The sequence below is a fragment of the Mesorhizobium sp. M0317 genome (genome assembly GCF_040321555.1).
Lineage (GTDB): Bacteria > Pseudomonadota > Alphaproteobacteria > Rhizobiales > Rhizobiaceae > Mesorhizobium.
Map to the genome: position 1 here is coordinate 93,603 of NZ_JAMYRV010000012.1, position 18,929 is coordinate 112,531.

18 protein-coding genes are annotated in these 18,929 nt (G+C 64.3%); 9 read left to right on the forward strand and 9 right to left on the reverse strand.

Features of this window, described 5'->3' with window-relative positions:
• Positions 1–190: 190 nt before the first annotated feature.
• A complete protein-coding gene (locus NKI88_RS11860) occupies positions 191–1,075 on the reverse strand; it encodes an AraC family transcriptional regulator (protein ID WP_023695498.1) in 885 nt (294 codons plus the stop codon).
• 309 nt (positions 1,076–1,384) lie between these two features.
• On the opposite strand from NKI88_RS11860, the gene NKI88_RS11865 reads away from it, so the two are divergent.
• The 4 genes from NKI88_RS11865 (at position 1,385) to NKI88_RS11880 (ending at position 5,262) form a co-directional block, all read left to right on the forward strand.
• Positions 1,385–2,446 carry a maleylacetate reductase gene (locus NKI88_RS11865; protein WP_023695499.1) on the forward strand — a complete coding sequence of 354 codons (1,062 nt, stop codon included), beginning with the start codon at positions 1,385–1,387 and terminating at the stop codon, positions 2,444–2,446.
• A gap of 302 nt (positions 2,447–2,748) precedes the next feature.
• Positions 2,749–3,630, forward strand: a complete 882-nt coding sequence (locus tag NKI88_RS11870) for a metal ABC transporter solute-binding protein, Zn/Mn family (RefSeq protein WP_023712495.1) — start codon at positions 2,749–2,751, stop codon at positions 3,628–3,630.
• A gap of 26 nt (positions 3,631–3,656) precedes the next feature.
• The gene (locus NKI88_RS11875) at positions 3,657–4,451 is read left to right on the forward strand and encodes a metal ABC transporter ATP-binding protein (RefSeq protein WP_023685455.1); all 795 of its coding nucleotides are present in this window, start codon (positions 3,657–3,659) and stop codon (positions 4,449–4,451) included.
• The gene (locus tag NKI88_RS11880; RefSeq protein ID WP_023685454.1) at positions 4,435–5,262 is read left to right on the forward strand and encodes a metal ABC transporter permease; all 828 of its coding nucleotides are present in this window, start codon (positions 4,435–4,437) and stop codon (positions 5,260–5,262) included. Before NKI88_RS11875 ends, NKI88_RS11880 begins: the two co-directional genes overlap by 17 nt.
• 763 nt (positions 5,263–6,025) lie before the next feature.
• On the opposite strand, the gene NKI88_RS11885 is transcribed toward NKI88_RS11880, so the two are convergent.
• The gene (locus tag NKI88_RS11885; RefSeq protein WP_023688994.1) at positions 6,026–6,379 is read right to left on the reverse strand and encodes a cupin domain-containing protein; all 354 of its coding nucleotides are present in this window, start codon (positions 6,377–6,379) and stop codon (positions 6,026–6,028) included.
• A gap of 461 nt (positions 6,380–6,840) precedes the next feature.
• Here NKI88_RS11885 and NKI88_RS11890 point away from each other — a divergent pair, with 461 nt between their 5' ends.
• Entirely contained in the window at positions 6,841–8,796 is a 1,956-nt protein-coding gene (locus NKI88_RS11890) for an acyltransferase family protein (RefSeq protein ID WP_352655257.1), read from the forward strand.
• Positions 8,797–8,846: 50 nt separating this feature from the next.
• Here the strand turns inward: NKI88_RS11890 and NKI88_RS11895 are convergent, their stop codons facing one another.
• Entirely contained in the window at positions 8,847–9,671 is an 825-nt protein-coding gene (locus tag NKI88_RS11895) for an HNH endonuclease (protein ID WP_352655259.1), read from the reverse strand.
• A gap of 412 nt (positions 9,672–10,083) precedes the next feature.
• On the opposite strand from NKI88_RS11895, the gene NKI88_RS11900 reads away from it, so the two are divergent.
• The gene (locus tag NKI88_RS11900) at positions 10,084–11,361 is read left to right on the forward strand and encodes a DUF763 domain-containing protein (RefSeq protein ID WP_352655261.1); all 1,278 of its coding nucleotides are present in this window, start codon (positions 10,084–10,086) and stop codon (positions 11,359–11,361) included.
• A gap of 300 nt (positions 11,362–11,661) precedes the next feature.
• Here the strand turns inward: NKI88_RS11900 and NKI88_RS11905 are convergent, their stop codons facing one another.
• Complete coding sequence (locus NKI88_RS11905; protein ID WP_023730350.1) at positions 11,662–12,546, reverse strand: NmrA family NAD(P)-binding protein; 885 nt, start codon at positions 12,544–12,546, stop codon at positions 11,662–11,664.
• A 203-nt stretch (positions 12,547–12,749) separates the two neighbouring features.
• On the opposite strand from NKI88_RS11905, the gene NKI88_RS11910 reads away from it, so the two are divergent.
• Positions 12,750–13,058 carry a hypothetical protein gene (locus tag NKI88_RS11910; protein WP_352655264.1) on the forward strand — a complete coding sequence of 103 codons (309 nt, stop codon included), beginning with the start codon at positions 12,750–12,752 and terminating at the stop codon, positions 13,056–13,058.
• A 65-nt stretch (positions 13,059–13,123) separates the two neighbouring features.
• On the opposite strand, the gene NKI88_RS11915 is transcribed toward NKI88_RS11910, so the two are convergent.
• Positions 13,124–13,723: a DUF6456 domain-containing protein gene (locus NKI88_RS11915; RefSeq protein WP_023824438.1), complete on the reverse strand. Its 600-nt coding sequence runs from the start codon at positions 13,721–13,723 to the stop codon at positions 13,124–13,126.
• 324 nt (positions 13,724–14,047) lie between these two features.
• Positions 14,048–14,740, reverse strand: a complete 693-nt coding sequence (locus tag NKI88_RS11920; RefSeq protein WP_352655266.1) for a GcrA cell cycle regulator — start codon at positions 14,738–14,740, stop codon at positions 14,048–14,050.
• A gap of 80 nt (positions 14,741–14,820) precedes the next feature.
• On the opposite strand from NKI88_RS11920, the gene NKI88_RS11925 reads away from it, so the two are divergent.
• Both NKI88_RS11925 and NKI88_RS11930 read left to right on the forward strand, forming a co-directional pair.
• Positions 14,821–15,021 (forward strand): hypothetical protein, encoded by a 201-nt coding sequence (locus NKI88_RS11925; protein WP_023709399.1) that lies wholly within the window; start codon positions 14,821–14,823, stop codon positions 15,019–15,021.
• A 260-nt stretch (positions 15,022–15,281) separates the two neighbouring features.
• The gene (locus tag NKI88_RS11930) at positions 15,282–15,944 is read left to right on the forward strand and encodes a LexA family transcriptional regulator (RefSeq protein WP_023689008.1); all 663 of its coding nucleotides are present in this window, start codon (positions 15,282–15,284) and stop codon (positions 15,942–15,944) included.
• Between the two features lie 172 nt (positions 15,945–16,116).
• Here the strand turns inward: NKI88_RS11930 and NKI88_RS11935 are convergent, their stop codons facing one another.
• Genes NKI88_RS11935 through NKI88_RS11945 form a run of 3 tightly spaced genes read right to left on the reverse strand, consistent with a single transcriptional unit; the run spans position 16,117 to position 18,742 of the window.
• Complete coding sequence (locus NKI88_RS11935) at positions 16,117–17,124, reverse strand: ABC transporter substrate-binding protein (protein ID WP_352655269.1); 1,008 nt, start codon at positions 17,122–17,124, stop codon at positions 16,117–16,119.
• Entirely contained in the window at positions 17,121–17,903 is a 783-nt protein-coding gene (locus tag NKI88_RS11940; RefSeq protein WP_352655271.1) for an ABC transporter ATP-binding protein, read from the reverse strand. Before NKI88_RS11940 ends, NKI88_RS11935 begins: the two co-directional genes overlap by 4 nt.
• Positions 17,900–18,742, reverse strand: a complete 843-nt coding sequence (locus NKI88_RS11945; RefSeq protein ID WP_352655288.1) for an ABC transporter permease — start codon at positions 18,740–18,742, stop codon at positions 17,900–17,902. The genes NKI88_RS11940 and NKI88_RS11945 overlap by 4 nt, the downstream gene beginning before the upstream one ends.
• Positions 18,743–18,929 lie beyond the last annotated feature (187 nt).

Here is an 18,929-nt window from a genome sequence, read left to right on the forward strand (position 1 = left end):
TTGGACACCACATGGCGCCGGGCCTTGACTGCAGTCGGCTGTTGCGAGGAACAACGGAGCACTTGATCCGTGCTGCGCATCCTCTTGATATCTCTGGATTTCGGGACAAGCGATCTCCAGCACGGGGCGCCTCCAACGCACCCCGCGTTCTTACCTCAGTAAATGTCTAGGCTCCTCCCGGTCCTCCCTGTTAGGCGGCAATCTCCGCGCTGACGTTTTCCGCCAGCAGGGCCCTGAAGCGCGAAGGCGACATGCCTTTCTGGGTCAGGAACTGGCGGTTGAAATTCGAGATGTTGTTGTAGCCGGCGGCGTAGCAGATCTCGGTGATCGGCATGTCGGCCTCGCTCATCAGCAACTGGCAGGCAAGGTTGATGCGCAGCCGGTTGACGTACTGAACCAGCGCCATGCCGGTATGACGGCGGAAGCTGCGCGAAAACGCGCTCGGGCTGCGCCCGGCAATCGCCGCCAGATCGCTTTCGCTGAACGGCTCGGTCAGGTTGGCGTTGATAAAGGCAAGCGCCTTGTTGACGCCGGCCGACATGAAGCCTGAGGGATCCGGCAGATAGCTGGCGCTGGTCAGCGTCCGTACATCGGCGGCGCGGCTCAGAATATCGATCAGCTCCATGAACAGCGCGATGCGGCGAACGCCTTGCGCCTCGACCAGTTCGGCCAGCACAGGTGCGGCGAGCTTGGCGGTAGCGGTGGAGAACAGCGCGCCGCGGCGGCTGAGCTCGAGAATGTTTTCACAACCGGCAAGTTCCGGCAACGCGGCGGTGGCGTCTGCGATGAACTCTTGCGAGAATTGCACGACGCGGCCGCGCAGCGGCACGCTGGCGCCTGCCGGCACGTCGCTGACCCAGTTGTGCGGCAGGTTCGGGCCGGTGAGCACGAGATTGCCGGGCTCGAACTCGCCGATGAAGTCACCGACGAAATAATGGCCCGTGGTGGCGACGACGTGATGGATTTCGTATTCGGGGTGGAAGTGCCAGCGCACCGTGTGGAAGGGGTAGCCGTGGGCCCAGGCCTTGAACGACTCGCCGCGTCTGATCTGGACGACTTCCAAGTCCGGATTCATGTCAGTTCCTCCCGGCGCCGGTCCGGTCATGCGACCAGTTGCAGTGCCATCTCCCGCAGGCCGCGTTTGCCGCTCTCTGCAGTGATCGAAGCTTAGGCGGCAATTCATGCAGCCGCCACCACGGTGTGTCCACCTCACTGATACTTTTTTGACGTTTTTGTGGTCAAGGCGATACGTTTGCGAGTACGCGGGAGAGATCAGGCCCCGCTTGCGAGACGGTGACGACGCAAACGATGTCGCCGGCGGCGAGAGCTGGTCGCTCGATTTCGGCTCCGTCACAGTGATAATATGCAAAGGGAGCGGATCGGCATGACAAGGACGTTCACCTATTCCGGCAGCCCTGCGCATATTGTCTTCGGCAATGGCGCGTCGTCCGAGGTGGGCACCTGGATCGAAAAACTCGGCTGCAATCGCGCGCTGGTGCTGTCGACGCCGCATCGGGCTGCCGACGGCGAGGCGCTTGCCAAATCCCTCGGCGCGCTGGCGGCCGGCACCTTTTCGGGCGCCGCCATGCACACGCCGGTCGAGGTAACCCAAACGGCAATGGCCAAGGCGACCGAGGTCAACGCTGACTGCGTTGTCGCGCTTGGCGGCGGCTCGACCACCGGTCTCGGCAAGGCGATCGCCTGGCGCACCGACCTGCCGCAGATCGTCATCCCGACCACCTATGCCGGCTCGGAGGTGACGCCGATCCTCGGTCAGACCGAGAACGGCGAAAAAACCACAATGCGTGACGCAAGGATCCTGCCGGAAGTGGTGATCTACGATCCAGAGCTGACCGTCGGCCTGCCGATAGCGATGAGCGTCGCGTCAGGACTCAACGCCATGGCGCACGCGGCCGAAGCGCTTTACGCGCAGGATCGCCATCCGATTTCCACCCTGATGGCGAAAGAAGGATTGCGCGCCATGACGGCGGCGCTGCCGGTGTTGACCAAGGAGCCTGGAAATATCGATGCACGCGGCGATGCGCTTTACGGCGCCTGGCTGTGCGGTACGGTGCTCGGCGCCGTCGGCATGGCGCTGCATCACAAGATCTGTCACACGCTCGGCGGCTCTTTCGACATGCCGCATGCCGAGACGCATGCGGTGATGTTGCCGCACACGATCGGTTTCAACGCCGTCGCGGTGCCCGACTTGTTGAAGCCGGTCGCCGACTTGTTTGACGGCAGCGCCGGTAGCGGTCTCCACGATTTCGCCAAGGCGGTCGGCGCGCCCCTTACATTGAAAGAACTCGGCCTCAAGCAGGCCGATCTCGACCGCGCCGCCGAGATTGCGACCAGGAACCCATACTGGAATCCGCGGCCTTTCGACCGCGCCGCAATCCGCGCCCTGTTGCAGGACGCGTGGGAGGGAAGGCGTCCGCAAAACTGACGGCAACAAGCAAGGAACTTACCCGCCGCGAATTCATCAGGATACCGCCACGACCGGTGTGCTCGCGGCGGCCTCGCGGTGCCGGCGATCGCCTGCCCTTTCGCATATAGCCGACAGGCATGAGTGGCTCCGCCTGAACGGCGCAGGCCGCTCACGCTTTTGTGCGCGTGAAAAACTGCGCGGCTCGAAAAGCCCATTGACATCAGCCGTATTTTCGACGCAAACGTTATATTGTTACTGTTATACAGTTACACAGCCCGCCTCTCCGGCGACATACCTTTCAGACTGCAAGGAGACCACGGATGCGTCGCATTCCCTTTCTCGCCGCGCTGCTCGTCGCGGTGCCGCTTTTGACCGGCACGGCTGCCCGCGCCGAAGACAAGCTGACCATCGTGGCGGCCGAGAATTTCTATGGCGACCTTGCCCGCCAGATCGGCGGCAGCAACGTCACCGTCACCAGCATCCTGGCCAATCCCGATGACGATCCGCATCTGTTCGAGACCAGCCCGTCGACGGCGCGCACCATCGCCGACGCCAAGATCGTCATCTATAACGGCGCCGACTACGATCCGTGGATGGACAAGCTGCTGTCGGCCTCGACAGCCAAGGATCGCACGACCATCGTCGCCGCCGACCTGATCGGCAAGAAGTCGGGCGACAACCCGCATCTGTGGTACGACCCGGCGACGCTGCCGGCCATCGCCAAGGCGCTGAGCGCCGACCTTGCCAAGCGCGATCCGGCCAATGCCGTGTATTATGAGACGAACCTGAAGGCATTCCAGACCTCGCTCGAGGCCATTGACAAGGAAATCACCGACGTCAAGAACACCTATGCCGGCACCGAGGTGACGGCTACCGAGCCGGTCTTCGGCTACATGGCGGAAGCGCTCGGTCTCAAGATGCTGAACTACGATTTCCAGGTGGCCTTGATGAACGATGCGGAGCCGAGCGCCACGCAGGTGGCGGCGTTCGAAAACAGCCTGAAGGACGGCTCGGCCAAGATCCTGTTCTACAATTCGCAGGTGACCGACGAGGCAACGACAAGGCTGCTCGACATCGCCAAGCAGAACAAGGTCACGGTCATCGGCGTCACCGAGACGGAACCGGCGGGCCAGACGATCCAGACCTGGTTCGGCGGCCAGATCGACGCGGTCCAGAAGGCGCTCGCCGCCCGCACACAATGAATGTGACTGCGAATGAATGTGACTAAATGAACGCAATCGAATTCGACAAGGTCACGCTGACCTATGGGGGACGCCGGGTTTTATCCGACGTCTCCTTTTCTCTACCGCAAGGCGCCTTTGTCGGCCTGCTCGGCGCCAATGGCGCCGGCAAGACGACGATGCTGCGCGCCATTCTCGGCCTGATCAAACCGGCCGGCGGCGCCATTTCGGTGCTTGGCAAATCGCCGACGCGCGGCAACGCCGACATCGGCTATATGCCGCAGGCGCGGCGCGCGCTTGGCGATGTCGGCGTCAGCGGCCTCGACTTCGTGCTGAGTGCCGCCGGCGGGCATCGCTGGGGCTGGCCCGTCGCATCGGCTGCCGAGAAGGAGGCGGCGTGGAAGGCTCTTGAAGAGGTGGGCGCCGGCGACCTTGCGCGGCGGCCGCTGGGCGAGCTTTCCGGAGGCGAGCGCCAGCGCATCCTGATCGCGCAATCCTTGATCGGCAATCCGCAACTGCTGCTGCTCGACGAGCCGCTGATCAGCCTCGATGCAGGCCATCAGCGCGCGATCATCGACCTGGTGCATCAGATCGGCGAGCGGCTCGGCATTGCCGTGCTGTTCTGCTCGCACGAGATCAACCCGCTGCTGCGCGCCGTCGACCGCGTGCTCTATCTCGGCAACCGCAAGGCGGCGATCGGTTCCGTCGACGAGGTCATCAGCGGTCCGGTGCTGTCGAAACTCTATGGCACGCATATCAATGTGGTGCGGGTTGCCGGCCGCATCTTCGTCATGGCCGACGATGTCGAACTGGAGAGCGGGGCGCATGTCCACGATCTTTGACTATGAATTCATGCGCAACGCCTTCTATGCCTGCACCATCGTCGGCATCGTTTCGGGCGCGGTCGGCTATTTCCTCGTGCTCCGGGGCCAGACCTTCGCCGGTCATGCGCTCTCCCATGTCGGCTTTCCCGGCGCCACCGGCGCCGGCCTGATCGGGCTGTCGCCGTTTCTCGGCCTCACCGTGTTTACCGTCGCCGCCGGCATCGGCATCGGCCTGCTCGGCGAACGCGCGCATCGCGACGTCGCCATCGGCATCGTTTTGACGCTGTCGCTCGGCCTGGGCTTGCTGTTTCTGCATTTCTACACCGCCTTCGCCTCGCAGGCGACCAACGTGCTGTTCGGCAATGTGCTGGGCATCAGCCTGCGCACCGTTATCGTGCTTGCGGTGCTGGCGGTGGCGATCCTTGTCGCGCTTTTGCTGATCGCGCGGCCGCTGCTGTTCGCCAGCCTGCAGCCGGAACTCGCCGAAGCGCGCGGCGTGCCGCTCACTCTTGTCTCGACCCTGTTCATGGTGCTGGTCGCCGTCGCCACGTCCGAGGCGGTGCAGATCGTCGGCGTGCTGCTCGTCTTCGCGCTGATGGTGGCGCCTGCAGCCACCGCGCTCAGGCTTACTAGCGGCGTCGGAGCCGGCGTGCTGACGTCCATCGCGCTTGCCGTGATCATCGCCTGGATCAGCCTGACGCTCGCCTTCCTGACCGACTGGCCGACGAGCTTCTGGATCACGGCGCTGGGCGCGGCGGCCTATGTCGTCAGCGGCATGGTCCGGCGCCCGTCGGTCCGAGAGACTCAGAGCGCCGACGCCGGCCCCTGAGGCTTGCCCTCCGGCGGGTCGATCGGGCCGGCTGGAGTGCAAAACTGACGTGAGGGAAATACACCCAAAAAAAGTCAGGTTTACAAATCGGCTCCTGAAACGTTTCAGCCGCGAAAGACAAATTCATCCAATCGCCTAGATCGCGACCTCTGTCGCGCCAAAGGGCCGCTCCGGAGCGGCCGGAACACCCGGAAAACCGCCATTTCAAGCGCATTTTGTAGCGGCGAATGGCGTCCGCGCGGCCGGTTGGAAGCTGGCCGGGAGGTGCAAAGGCGACCCCCCGCGGCCATCGCGGGCGGCGTTGACAGACCGCGGTGCTGCATGCGTATAGCAAGCCATGGGTCACGCCATGGCCGTGGCGGTTGAGACGGGGCTGGGGGGTTTCGTAACAACAGCATTGACGGCCCGGCGCCGGACGGGCGGCATGCACTCTCGAAGTGCGCCGCTCGCTCTTGGCTGACGCGCCGGCGACCCGGCAGCAGTCCTGGCCTGCGTTATCTCGACCAGGCTCCGCAGAACGCCATCGTCTCAGCTTTTCGATCCGCATCGGTTCGAAGCGAACGAGGTGACGCCCTCTTAACCGATATTCGCTTCGCTACGTCCCCCTCCCCCTGCTGGGCGAGGGGGACGCTGGCGATGAACCGCGTCGGCCGACGTGTATCGGCACCGATCAGGCACTCCTGACGACGCGATCAAGCAAGCCTGACGACGAGCCGATCAGGCGACCCTGGCGACGTCGATCAAGCAAGCTTGACTACGTCGATCAAGCAAGCTTGACGACGAAGTGCTTGGTTACCGGCTCGAGGATCTGCCAGGTGCCCTTGAAATCGGCTTCGACCACGAACGCATCGCCCGGACCGACCTCGACAGGCGTGCCGCCATCGGGCGTGATGATGATGCGGCCGGCGATCATGTGCACGAACTCATAGTCGGTGTAGGTGGCGTGATAAGTGCCGGGCGAGGCCCGCCAGGTGCCCGACAGCACCTTGCCGTCGGCGGTGGTGTGCTGCACGGCGGTCTGCATGGTCGGCCGGCCCGCGACAACGATCCAGCCCGGTAAGTCGCCGCCCTCGGCATGCTCGACAGCGCCGAATTTGAAAATGGTGGTGTTGGTCATGGGAGGCTCCGTTTGAATTGCATGGCTGCCGGTTGGATAGCCGATGCGTGTGACGGGGGCAACGCAAGGGCCGACCCCGGATGTCGGAGATTTGGCGAACGGCGCGCGCTAATCTCCCCCCTCGAGGGGGAGATGTCGCCGAAGGCGACAGAGGGGGTCGGTTCGACTGGACGCGGCGCCCTGCGCCAGACGGAAGTTGGCGCTTCACGCGAGACGACCCCCTCTGGCCGCTTCGCGGCCATCTCCCCCTCAAGGGGGGAGATCAGCGGCGTCGCCTCCTCCAATGTTGCACTGCGTTAGATTTGTTGCATTGCGATATCGACCCATAGGGCGGAGTCTTGGTCCGACTGTGAACGGTTGCAGCGCCGTGTCCCGTTGGGCGCAAAGCTGCCGCACGTATGATCCCGGCGCGATCGTTACTCGCCGAGGCGGGGTCATGCACCAGCACGAGGTGGCAAATCGTGTCAGCATCGTTCCGGCCCGATATCGAAGGACTGCGTGCCTTGGCGGTGGCAGGCGTGATCGCCTTTCATTTCGGCTTCACCGGCCTGCCCGGCGGCTTCACCGGCGTCGACATCTTCTTCGTCATCTCGGGCTATCTGATCACAAAACACCTGCTTGCCGAAATCACCGAGACCGGGCGGCTCAACCTGTGGCGCTTCTATGCCAGGCGCGCTCGGCGGCTGTTGCCGGCGTCGCTGTTCGTCATCCTCGCCACACTGGTGGCCGGCGCCTTCATCCTGTCGCCGGAGGAACAATCGCTCTATTCCAAAGGCGCCATGTTCGCCTCGGCCTACATGATCAATCTGTGGCTGATCCGCTGGTCGTTCGATTATTTCGCCGCCGATGCGGCCAGCAACCCGTTTGTCCATTTCTGGTCGCTGTCGGTGGAGGAGCAGTTCTATGTCGCCTGGCCGGCGCTGCTTGTGCTGGCGGCATGGCTGCGCCCCGGCAAGCGCGGCGCGATCCTGGTGATCGGCATTGCCGGCCTCGTCTCGTTCGCCGTCTGCGCGTGGCTCACCACGGTCTCGCAGCCCTGGGCCTTCTATTTCTCGCCGCTACGCGCCTGGGAGTTCGCCGCCGGCGGGCTGGCCAGCATGGTGCCGCAGCAAGTCTGGCAAAACCGCCCGCGGCTCGCCACGCCGCTGGCGTGGCTCGGCCTAGCGCTGATTGCCGGCGCCTATCTTTCCTTCAGCGACGAAACGCCCTTCCCGGGTTTCCTCGCCCTGGTGCCGGTGGCCGGCACCGTGCTGTTGCTGCTGGCAGGAGCGGCGCACGCGCAGCAGGAGAGCGCTAAGAAAAGCCCGATCGAGGCACTGGCGCTGGCGCCGCTGCAATGGGTCGGCAAACTCTCCTACTCGCTCTATCTCTGGCACTGGCCGGTGATCGTGTATGCCACGATGCTGACGCCGGAACTTTCGCCGCTGCAGCGGCTCGGCTGCTTGGCGCTGACGCTGGCGCTGTCGGGGTTCACCTATCATGTCATCGAAAACCCGATCCGCCGCAATGGCTGGCTGATGGCCAGTGCGGCGCGGGCGCTGGTGCCGGCCGTCCTCCTGACCGGCACCGGCGTCGCAGCCGCCTACGCCAATGCCAGGCTTGCCGTCCACGATCTGGACCCTGAGCAGCGCAGCATTGCCGCCAGCGCCGCGCAGCCGTCCCCGGCGCGCGCGGCCGGCTGTATTCTCTCCTTTGAGACGGTGACGCCGAAGGCCTGCGTGTTCGGCAACAAGGACGCCGGGCGCTCGATTGCGCTGTTCGGCGATTCGCATGCCGACCACTGGTCGACGCCGCTGATCGAGGCGGCGGCCAAGAACAATTATCGCCTCGTCACCTATCTCAAATCGTCCTGCCGTGCCTCGCGGGTGACGACCTGGAACTGGCGGCTGAAGCGCGACTACACCGAATGCGACCAGTCGCGGGAGCAATCGGTCAAGGACATTATCGCGTTGCACCCGCACATGGTGGTGATCTCGGAATTCTCGATCGGCAATGTGATGAAGGAATCGCCCGAGGAACTGAAGCACGCCGATTGGAACGAGGAGTGGAAGGCCGGCCTGCGCTGGACGCTGGCGGCATTCAGCCGGGCCGGGATCAAGGTCGCGGTAATCCGGGACGTTCCCTACAATGGAAGCTATGCCGACAAATGCGTGGCGCGGGCGCTGTGGCGCGGGCAGGTGCCTGAAGTCTGCGACACGCCGAGGGACGCGGCGGCGAACGACGACATCGCCGCGGCCGAGCGCGACGTCGTGCGCAGCGTGCCCGGCGCCACCTATGTCGACCTGACCAGCCAGTTCTGCGACGCCCAAACCTGCCACGTGTTCATCAACGGCCAACTCGCCTTCCGCGACCGGCACCACCTGGCGACGCCATTTGCTGAATCACTGGAGCCGGTCTTGGAGAAGGCGGTGTTTTAGGGGGCGGCGAGGTAGGGGGACCTGACGGCTGACCGCTCAGTTGATGCGAGCTATGCCACAAACACATCCTCTCGATGGTGAGCGAGGTAAGCCTGCTGCGGCGGGGTGAAGGTGCTAGTGCGCCAGACGGCGGGGGCTTCGGCAAAGCCGAAACTCTGCATCACCAATTGCTCGAAACCGAGCCGCCGCAAATCAGTCTTGTCGACGCGCTGGGATATGAGGACCTGCCCGCAATCTTCAAAACTGATGAAGCCACGGTCAAAGAGGTGGTCGGCATCAGGCGTGAGGAGCAGCCCGTTCATGCCGTCCAAGCGCTCCTGCGCGGAAGCGCATAGGCGCCAAGGCTTGATGTGGCTTGCAATCAGCAACGAGGGATTGGTGACCCCTGTGAGTCGGCACGAGCGCTCCATGGCTTCGACATTGGAACGAAATTTACCTTGGCCGCGACGAGCTTGAATGACGCTCGTCTTTACAGTGTCCTCGAGTTGGAGGTCGTCTCGGATACGGCGCTCAACGACGTCCTCTAAAATTTCATTGACGACTTCGAAAGTGAGACTGTTTGCGCCACCACGCCTCAGAGCTTCGCGGTCGAAAGCTGTACCCGCGACAATGGTGTGAAACACCTCTTGCGATACGCTCGCGAGATAGGCGTTTTGACGGCCTGATCCGGAGTTTGGGTCGATGGGCGAGTATCGGGGAGGCAGAAGCGGACCCAATTCGCCAATTATGTCCGACGGGCGCACTGTCGGCAGGAGCGGCGCCCAATACACCGGGAGAAGCCAACCTTCCTCGTTCCAATTGGCTCCAGTGTTCTTGAACTCCGGTGGTTTCGGTGCTGTGAATGCAAACTCCGCTACCCGACCAATATAGCGCACGGCTTGACCGAAAAAAAGACAACACGAGGTCACCAGGTGTCGCCCGACGCATATTTTTGTAGAACTCGCTGCGTGCCCCATTCTTCTGAGTTTTGGGCGACCAGAGATATTGCCCGTCGATCTCTTGGCGGGCGGTCTGACTGTGATTTACCCACCAGAATTGCGACATCGTTTTGGTTTTAATAGTTGCCGTCGGTTGGATAAGCTCTATTCGAGACCTGTCTCGCCTTCAAGCAGGGAGCCGACCTTATTGCCAGGTGCGACAGGCGGCGTAACTGCATCTTTCGGCGAGACACCAAGAAGAGCGTAGGGCGACGATAGTCGCCGCCCCCACCCCGCTTGCAAATCGCCCCCCAAATGCCATCTACATCACAGGCGCACCGCCGGTGCGCGGCATCCACGGAGCATTCACTTGACGCAGCGAAGCGGCAGTGCGGACTTGCCGCTGCATGGCGGGCGGGTTCCGAAATGGCTGGGCGATCGTATGACGCGGCTGGGTGCGGTGTTGTGCGAGGCGATCATCCATCATTATGGCCGCGACGAACTGTTGCGGCGGCTCGCGCATCCGTTCTGGTTCCAGTCCTTCGGCGCCGTCATGGGAATGGACTGGCACTCCTCGGGCATCACCACCTCGGTCGTCGGCGCGCTGAAGCGCGGGCTGAACCCGATGTCGCGGGAGCTCGGCATCCATGTCTGCGGCGGGCGCGGCGCGCATTCGCGCAAGACGCCGCAAGAGCTGATGGCGATCGGCGAGCGCGTCGGCATCGATGGCGCGGCCCTTGCCACCGCCAGCCGCCTGGTCGCCAAGGTGGACAGTGCCGCCGTGCAGGACGGTTTCGACCTCTATCTGCACGGCTTCATCGTCACCGACGACAGCCGCTGGGTGGTGGTGCAGCAAGGCATGAACGGCGACAGCCGCCAGGCGCGGCGCTATCACTGGCTGTCGGAAGGACTGACAAGCTTCGTCGACCAGCCGCATGCGGCGATCGAGGGCGAGCGGCAGGGCGAGATCGTCAACCTGACCGACTATCGCGCCGAGCCGTCGCGCAGCGGCCAGATCGACCTGCTCAGGACCATGAGCCCGGAGCGGATCCTTGACGAGCTTGCCGTGCTGGAGCCGCCGCCGAAAGCAGCGCCCGCGAAACCGACGGCGCAGCCGATGCTGCCCAATCTGGTGATGCCGGCGCATCACGACGTGCGCGAGAGCGACATCGTCATGCACCGGCTGCACGGCAACATTTCCGCGGCAATAGAAAGCGGGCCGGCCGATTTTCCCGAGCTGCTGCTGGTGCCCGGCGTCGGCGCCCGCACCGTGCGAGCACTGGCCATGGTGGCGGAAGTGGTGCATGGCGCGCCCTGCCGCTTCTCCGATCCGGCGCGCTTTTCGCTTGCCCATGGCGGCAAGGACCGGCATCCCTTCCCGGTGCCGCTGAAAGTCTATGACGAGACGATCGCAGTGCTGAAATCGGCCGTCGGCAAGGCAAAGCTCGGCCGCGAGGAAGAGCTCGGCGCGCTGAAGCGGCTGGATGGCGAGTCGCGTCGGCTGGAGCGCTACGTCACCGGGCCGAGCCTGAAGGAAATCGTCGCCGGCGAGTTCGATCAGTCGCATCTGCTGGGAGGGCGCAGTGTGTTCGGGTGGGAGGGGGCGGCGGAAGAAGAGCCGTTGAGGACGATCAAGAAAGGCGCTTGATGGCGGCCGGTTCGCGCCGCCCCTCATTTCCCTGCCGGGCGTTCGTCATTCGAAAAGCCAAGCAGTTGGCTTTTCGTCCGCTTTGCGGACCATTCCTCAACTCCCCGTATAGTGACGGGGAGAAATATGCTGTCTTCGATGCTTTCGCCAATCGCCAACATTGCAAAGGGAGCGCCGCCGTGGCGGCAGCCAGATGAGGGGCGGCGCGGCGCCTGAAAAGTATGGCTCGTCAGAGCCTCGCCAAGTTTCAAGTCTGATTCACAGAACCTCTCTAAGCGCCTGTTTTACAATAGCTACTCCTCACGCGGCACCCTTCAACAGGTCTTCCGGCCGGCCCTCGACGAGCGCAGCAATATAGCTTTCCAGGCTGGTCGTGCCGCGCTCCGGGTTTTCCGGCTCCGCCGGCTTGTCCAGCGTGGCCCCGGTCATGCGGGTGTAGGACTCGGCCGCCGCTTTGGAGAAGCCGAGTTTTTCGTAGGTTTCTGTCCAGCGCTCGCGCGGCACCGTGACCACGCGCACGTTTTTGCGCAACGCCGCACTGAAGGCTGCGGCGACATCGGCGGCTGAGTAGCGCCGAGGACCCTCGATATAGTGCGTGCCGGTCTTGTCCGTCGGCTCCAGCAGACGTCTCGCCGCGGCCTCGCCGAGATCCTGCGGCGCCACCATCGGCAGCTCGAAATCCGCCGGGAAGAAGGAGGTGATGACGCCGTCGCGCCGCGCCGTCTCCAGGGCCTGATCCCAGTTGCTCATGTAATAGGCGGCGCGGTTGATGCTTGCCGGAATGGCCTGGGCCTTCAGCTTCTGCTCGAGGCCGTAAAGGACGGTGAGATCGCCGACACCCTCGCCGGCCTGCGCGCCGTAGGTCGATTCCGCCACCAGCTTTTCGAGGCCGGAGCCCTCCAGCGCCGCCGCAATGGCGCCAACCGTCTTGCGCTCCTCGGCGTCGGTGTCGGTCGATGGATCGGCCGGCGGGTTGAGCAGAAACGCCCGCTTGCCGCGCCGCAAGACTTCACGCAGCGCCTCGACATCGAGCACATCGGCAACCGCGGCCTCCGCGCCCTGTTCAACCAACCATGCGGCCTTCGACTCGTCGCGCGTCACCACCGTGACATCCTCGCCCTGCCTCAACAGCGCCATTGCCGCCGCCGAGCCGACATGGCCGGTACCTCCAAGAATGACATGCATGGTCTCGTCCTTCCCTTGCTGATTCATGCCGGGTTAATGGCTGGGGCGGCGAAGGGTTCAAAAATCGGGGGACGATGCTGACAGGAGGTGACGCTGAACTTCCTCGCAATGCACGGCGCAGGGGTCGTTCGCATCTTGCAAAATTATGGAACGAGGTCGTGCCCAGCGAGTTATATTAGCGCAACCTTGAATAGGAGGCAGCTATGAAAAAGCTCCTGCTTGCTTCGGCTATCGCTATCACTGCGGCGGCGGCGATGATCGCCCCGGCGAATGCCGGCGGGCGCGTCGTGATCGGCATCGGCAACGGCTACTATGACGATGACTACAATGACAGCTATGGCGACTATTACGATCGCTACGCTCCTCGCCCCTACTACCAGTATGATGCCTACGATAACGGCTTCAGGTACCACAGGTATTACAGGCACCATCGCCATTGCCGTATAGAGTTGGTCAAGCATTGGCGCCATCATCACAGGATCGTCGAGGAAATTCGCGTTTGCGAACGGTGATCCGATAGGGTGAAACCGGTCGGCCGGCATCTGCCGGCCGGCCGCTTCCTGCGCGGCTGCCGGCCTTATCGCGGCTTCCGCATCAGCATCATCCCGTAACCCACGGCCAAAAGGTCGAGCCCGACCTTCAACAGCTTCACCACCACATCTCGTCCCTCGCCGGTGCGTTCGGCGAGCGCCTTCACCGACTGGCCTTCGAGGCAGATCTGGCGGACCACTTCCGCCACTTCCCAGTGGGCCAGGGCGGCGACGGCGTGAGCATGAGCGCGGCCGTCGTTGAGCACGCGGTCGGGGATGCCGCCATTGATGCGGCCGCCGTCGATGCGCTCTTCCCACGGCATCGGCCGCAGCCCGTCACGCGAGGCGCGCTCGAAATCGTCGCGAAACCGCTGGCCGGCCTCGCGCTGCTGGCGGGTCAGCGAGGTGATGCCGACCAGCGGATCGACATTGCGCACCCGCACGATGCCGCCGGTCGCGGTGTAGCCGTCATTGGAGACCTCGTAGACGCGCCGCGCCTCTTCGGTGCCGACGCTCAGCCGCTTGCGGCCGAAGCGATCGTCCTTCAGCGCGAAATCATGGCCGATCTCGCGGCGGATGCGCACCTGCTCGACTTCGCCCGCCGGCAGCTTCGGCGGTTTGGCTTTCTGCGCGGTTTTTTTGCTCATGGCGTGGTCCTGGAGATTGGGTTGTTGAGCCGGAAGGTTGGCGTTCCTTCGCGCCCCCCTCTGCCCTGCCGGGCATCTCCCCCACGAGGGGGAGATTGGCAGTTTCGGCGGCTGCGCCTCTGCAACGTTGGCAATTGGCGAAATCGGCGGCGATATCCGATCGCCCCCCTCGTGGGGGTTGAGGAGTGGTCCGCGAAGCGGACGGAAAGCCAATTGCTTGGCTTTCCGAGCGACGAACGTCCGGCAGGACAGAGGGGGGCGCTGTCCCGCCGGCTTTCGATCATTGGTGGGGTCGTCCGGAGGCGAGGAACGGAGCCCAGCCGCTCACACCACCTCCGCCACAGGTCGGTGGAAACGCGTCTGATGATATTCGCAGTAGCTTTTCAGCGCCCTTGTGCGCAGGCCGCAGCACAGCATCTCGAGCCCCGGCCGACTGCCGGGAGCATCGTTGTCGGGGTCTTCCTCCAGCGTCAGGTCGAGCGGCGCGCGGCAGCGGTCGAACAGGCAGTCGATGAAGCGCATGGCGGCGACATGCGGCTGACGCCCGAGCGAGGCAGGGCGCGGCGCCGGCACATTGAAGCGGTAGATTTCGCCGTCCACCACCAGCCGTCCTTCGCCCGGGATCGAGGGCGCCGGACGGGCTGGCAACAGAGGCCTGGCCGATGGCTGACGGCTCGGTTTGGCGGCCGGTTTGACCGGCGCGGCCTGCTTCGAAACTGCTACTTCCGTTACGGGCTTGCTTAGCTGCGCCGGCGGATTCCTCTTGGCGGTATTCTCGTTTGCCGCAGTCTTCCCCGTCGCATTCTTCCTCGGTCGGCCGCCGGACCTGCCGCCTCTGGGGTTGGCGAAGCCGATGGTCTTCAACGCGCTGTTGCGGTGGACGATGCCGATGATGGCATTGCGCGAGACCGGACTGCCGCGCAGCGCCGTGAAGCGGACGGCGATCCCTGTGGCCGACAGGCCATCCCTCAGCCAGACGGCGATCTCCTGCAATTCGGTGTCGGTATAGGCAGTCATGTCGGTATCCATTGATTGCGCGCGCAAAGGCCGAGCGCCGGCCCCGGGGGCCCACGGGAAAAAATCAGAGCGGATGGTCGGTGCGGTCAGCCGATACTGGCGGCCGGCAGCGAGCCGGCGAGATGCCGCAAGGCGGCTTCGGCGGCCGCTTTGGTGAGGGCGGAAACCGCCCTGCCCGTCAGCCGGTCGAACAGGATGACGGTGCCATCTTCCGTGCGGATGCAGGAAATACCCTGCCCGCCGGAGACAGCCCTTGGCGCACCGGCGGCGCCATGGGCTGAAGAGGTGGCCGGAGCCGGGAGAGGAGCGGCTCCGGCCGTTCCGGTCGATCGGGGGGACGACGGTTCGACCGGATCCGGGGCAGAAGCCCCGGTTTGCGTCCGGACCGGGGAGGAGGACAGCCCGGACGATGGGAGAAAGCTGAGGATGTCTGCGGAAACGCTTGCGATTTGTTCGATCATGCGCTAAGCGTACGATATGTACGAAACGTACGCAAGCGAAATCGTACATATTGGACGATAAATTTCAGGCAATTTGTACGATGCAGGAACCGAGGCACAGATTGCAGCAGGCGCGGGCGGAGGCGGGCTATGCCTCGCCGAGCGACGCTGCGCGGGCATTGCGCGACATCAACAAGAACACGCTGATCAGTCACGAGAACGGTAACCGGCCGCTGTCGCGCAAGGCGGCGGAGAAATACGGCCGCCTGTTCGGCGTCGATCCCGGCTGGCTCTTGTTCAACGGCGACGGCGGCAGCCTTTCGGGTGGCCATTTCGGCTTTGACGAGTCGGGCCGGCAGATCCCGATGCCGTCGCTGGCCACCGTCGACGTGCCCATTGTCTCATGGATCAGCGCCGGCGAACTCGGCAGCCAGGACATGGTGGTCAATCTCAGCGACTATCCGACCATCCCCACCACCGATCTGGAGCAGGGCCAATGGATTGCGCTACGCGTCGACGGCCCGTCGATGAACAAGATCTCGCCACCGGATTCGATCATCTTCGTCAACCTCAGGGACAAGCGGCTGGTGACCAATGGCTGCTACGTCATTTCGGACGAAAGCGGCCAGGCCACCTACAAGCGCTACCGCCCCAACGAGAACCCGCCCTTCCAGCCGGCCTCCTACATGGACATCCCGCCGCCGGCGCTGGAAGGCGCCATCACCATCATCGGTCGGGTGAAGCGCTCGATGATCGATATGTGAGGGAGAAGGCGGTGAGGCGCAATCTCCCGCCTCGAGGGGGAGATGGCCGGCAGGCCAGAGGGGGTCGCCGCGCGTAAGGCGCTGACGTCCTCTGTCCGCGATAGGAAGTCGCGTCAGGACGTACCGACCCCCTCTGTCGCCTTCGGCGACATCTCCCCCTCGAGGGGGGAGATTACGCGCCCAAAAACTCGTTCGTGAAATACGCTCCAAAATCCGGCTTCTCCTTCAGAACCTTGCCATCGCCATCGAGCAATATGCCGGCCCTGAAGAGGTAGGTTCCGATCGCCTCGATCTTGGCCCTGGCGATGGTGCCGATGACGCCGTCCTGGCTGCGCAAGAAGTGTCCGTCGACCAGCATTTTCAGCGAAGCGTGGATCAGCGCCGGGTCGGTCAGCGCGTCCTTGTTGGAAGCCATCAGCAGATCGCCGGCTTCCTGCGGGTGATCGCAGGCAAATTGGTAGCCGCGCCGCGTTGCCTCGACGAAGGCCGATGCGGCCTTCGGGTTTGCCTGGGTATATGCATTGCTGGAGGCGATCAAGGTGGTGTGCTCGTCGGGCACGCCGTAGTCGGCGTAGCGGAAGCCGCGCTGCCTGACGCCTTTCAACTCGGCAGCGACGCCTTCCCAGGTCGAGACCTCCAGCGTGAAGTCGACCGAGCCGTTGGCCAGCGCCTCATAGGCCGAGGTGCCTAATGTCACCGTCTCGAAAACGCCCTTGCCGCCATCGTGGCGGATGATGGTCGAGATCAGCGTGTTTTCCCAGGCGCTGCCGAAGCCGCCATAGGTCAGACCGTCGAGATTCCTGGGACTCTTGATCTCGCCGCGATCCGCGTTGAAGACCAACCGGCCGGTCTCCTGCTGGACCACGGCGTAGACCGCCTTGAGATCGGCGCCGGCAGCCCGCTGGGTAAACAGGCCGACGCCGGCAATGCCGAAATCGGCGATGCGGTTGGCGACCAGCGTGCCGGCGCCGGTATCGCCATAGGGCAGGATCTCAACATCGAGCCCGACCTCGTGGTAGAACCCTTTGTCGCGGGCAACGAACAGGCCGACATGGTTGGTGTTGACCGTCCAGTCGAGCGCGACGGTGATTTTTTGCGTAGCCGCATGAGCGCGAGAGGCAAGCGGCAGTCCGGCAGCCAGCGTCAGCAGCAAAGCCTGCCGGCGTGTGAATTCGGTCATGAAAAACTCCTTTGAGCGGTCTGCGGGAACGAGGGCCGGTCAGTCCCGGGATTGAGCAGCGTGTCGAGGATGTCGGCTTCGAGCGCGGCGGCCTGGCGCGCGGCATCGCTGCCGGTGGTGCGCGGGCGCGGCAGCGGCACGGCAATCTCGCCGATGATGCTGGCCGGCCGCGCCGACATCAGATAGATGCGATCGGAGAGGTAGACGGCTTCGCGCACGTCATGGGTGATCAGCAGCGCCGTCCAGCGTTGGCGCTGCCACATGCCTTCCAGCCAGCGCTGCATACCCGCGCGGGTCAGTGCATCCAGCGCGCCAAAGGGCTCGTCGAGCAGCAGCATGTCGCGCTGCTGCACCACGGTGCGCAAAAGGGCGGCGCGCTGGCGCATGCCGCCGGAAAGCTCGGCCGGCCAGGCGCGCTCGAAACCGGCAAGGCCGAACTCAGCGAACAACGGCGCGACGCGTTCGCGCGCCGCCTTGCGGCCAAGACCCTGCACTTCCAGCCCCAGCGTCACATTGTCGATGACGCGCCGCCACGGCATCAGCGCGTCGCGCTGCGGCATGAAGGCGAAGGGGCTGCCCTGCAATGGCGCGCCGTCGAAGCGCATGTCGCCCTCGCCATTCAGCGCGCCGGTCAGCAACTGGAACAGCGTCGACTTGCCGGCGCCGGAAGGGCCGAGGATGGAGACGAACTCGCCGGCCGCGACATGAAGCGAAATGCCGGCGAGCACCTCAAGCGCGCCGAAGTTCTTCCTGATGTCCCGGAGTTCGAGCCGCGTCATTGACGGTTCTCTTCTGCAGCTTCAACCTTGCCGTCGCGGCTTTCGCTCCCTGCATTCTCCCAAGGCATGGCGAAGCGCTGGACGAGCACCGCAATGGCGAACAAGACAAGCGTGAGCGCGGCGCTGACGGCGACCGCGGCGAGCACCAGATCGGGCCGAAAGTTGTTCTTGGCATTGAGCATGTAGATGCCCAGCCCCTTCGCCGCCCCCGCATATTCGGCGAAGATCGCGCCGAAGACGGCGTAGGTGATGGAGATGCGCAGCCCGGCGAAGAAATAGGGCAGCGCCGAAGGCAGGCGCGCCAGCCAGAAGATGCGCCAGCGCCCTGCCCCCATGGTGGCGAGCATCTGCGAAATCGCCTTGCTGGTCGCGGCAAAACCCTCGACCAGCGCCACCATCATCGGGAAGAAGGTAACGAGCGCCACAAGCAAGATTTTTGGCATCAGCCCGAAGCCGAACCACAGCACGATGATCGGCGCAATCGCGACCAGCGGCAAGGTCTGGCTGACAATCAGCAGCGGAAACAGCGCGCGGCGCAGCGGGGCCAAGAAATCGACCAGCGCCGAAAGCACGAAGGCAGCGACCAACGAGCAGGCGAAGCCGGCTGATGTGGCGCGGATGGTGGGCAGCGTGTTGTCGGCAAGGGCAGCGCGATGCTCCCAGGCCTGCTGCAGCACGCGCGACGGCGCCGGCAGCATGGTGGGCGCAGCGCCACCATAGCGGGCGTAGAGCTCCCACGCCGCGAGGAGCAGGGCGGAGGCGCAGGCGGCGGGGATGGTCTTGGCGATGGCTGCGGCTAATCTCCCCCCTCGAGGGGGAGATGTCGCCGAAGGCGACAGAGGGGGTCGTCTCGCATAGAGCGCCCACGCCTTGCCGATGCGAAAAGGACGTCGGCGCTCCACGCGCTGGGACCCCCTCTGGCCTGCCGGCCATCTCCTGCTCGAGGGGGGAGATTCGTGGGCATCGCGGTCTTCGCCAATCGCCAATGGCTCCCCTCCTCTCTGTGCTGAGGGGTCAGAGGCATCT